At 50.6% G+C, this 1,618-nt stretch carries 1 rRNA gene; it reads left to right on the forward strand.

Annotated elements, in window-relative coordinates:
* Positions 1 to 25: 25 nt before the first annotated feature.
* Positions 26 to 1,618 (forward strand): 23S ribosomal RNA (locus tag MO387_RS20715); the annotation flags it as partial.

A 1,618-nucleotide genomic window follows, 5' to 3' on the forward strand; every position in this document is an offset into this window, starting at 1 on the left:
TGAGTGAAACTCATTTGGGTTGTATGGTTAAGCGACTAAGCGTATACGGTGGATGCCTTGGCAGTCAGAGGCGATGAAGGACGTAGTAACTTGCGAAAAGCGTTGGCGAGCTAGTAACAAGCATTTGAGCTAACGATGTCCGAATGGGGGAACCCAGCAGCATAAGCTGTTATCGCAACATGAATACATAGTGTTGCGAGGCGAACCCGGGGAACTGAAACATCTAAGTACCCGGAGGAAAAGAAATCAACCGAGATTCCCCTAGTAGCGGCGAGCGAACGGGGATTAGCCCTTAAGTCAGTGGGGTGTTAGTGGAATGTGTTGGAAAGCACAGCGGCACAGGGTGATAGCCCCGTACATGAAAACTAACCATTGATGAAAACGAGTAAGGCGGGACACGTGACATCCTGTTTGAATATGGGGGGACCATCCTCCAAGGCTAAATACTCCTGACTGACCGATAGTGAACCAGTACCGTGAGGGAAAGGCGAAAAGAACCCCTGTGAGGGGAGTGAAATAGAACCTGAAACCGTATACGTACAAGCAGTGGGAGCGGTTCTTGAGACCGTGACTGCGTACCTTTTGTATAATGGGTCAGCGACTTACATTTTGTAGCGAGGTTAAGCGAATAGCGGAGCCGTAGGGAAACCGAGTGTTAACTGCGCGTTTAGTTGCAAGGTGTAGACCCGAAACCCGGTGATCTAGCCATGGGCAGGTTGAAGGTTGAGTAACATCAACTGGAGGACCGAACCGACTAATGTTGAAAAATTAGCGGATGACTTGTGGCTGGGGGTGAAAGGCCAATCAAACCGGGAGATATCTGGTTCTCCTCGAAAGCTATTTAGGTAGCGCCTCGAGCGAATACCATTGGGGGTAGAGCACTGTTAAGGCTAGGGGGTCATCCCGACTTACCAACCCTTTGCAAACTCCGAATACCAATGAGTACTACTCGGGAGACAGACGGCGGGTGCTAACGTCCGTCGTCAAAAGGGAAACAACCCAGACCGTCAGCTAAGGTCCCAAAGTACTAGCTAAGTGGGAAACGATGTGGGAAGGCTTAGACAGCTAGGATGTTGGCTTAGAAGCAGCCATCATTTAAAGAAAGCGTAATAGCTCACTAGTCGAGTCGGCCTGCGCGGAAGATGTAACGGGGCTAAGCTAGTCACCGAAGCTACGGGTGCACAGTTTACTGTGCGCGGTAGAGGAGCGTTCTGTAAGCCGTTGAAGGTGAAGGGGTAACCCACGCTGGAGGTATCAGAAGTGCGAATGCTGACATGAGTAACGATAAAGGGGGTGAAAAACCCCCTCGCCGAAAGACCAAGGGTTCCTGTCCAACGTTAATCGGGGCAGGGTGAGTCGACCCCTAAGGTGAGGCCGAAAGGCGTAATCGATGGGAAACAGATTAATATTTCTGTACTTCCGCTAACTGCGATGGAGAGACGGAGAAGGCTAGGCTAGCGCGGCGTTGGTAGTCCGCGTTTAAGGTGGTAGGTTGATTTCTTAGGCAAATCCGGGGAATCGCACTTTAGTGTGCAGACTGAGAGCTGATGACGAGGTCCTAAGGGACTGAAGTAGTTGATGCCATGCTTCCAGGAAAATCTTCTAAGCTTCAGGTTAG

It is taken from the genome of Shewanella sp. N2AIL, from assembly GCF_022690845.1.
Taxonomy (GTDB): Bacteria; Pseudomonadota; Gammaproteobacteria; order Enterobacterales; family Shewanellaceae; genus Shewanella; species Shewanella baltica.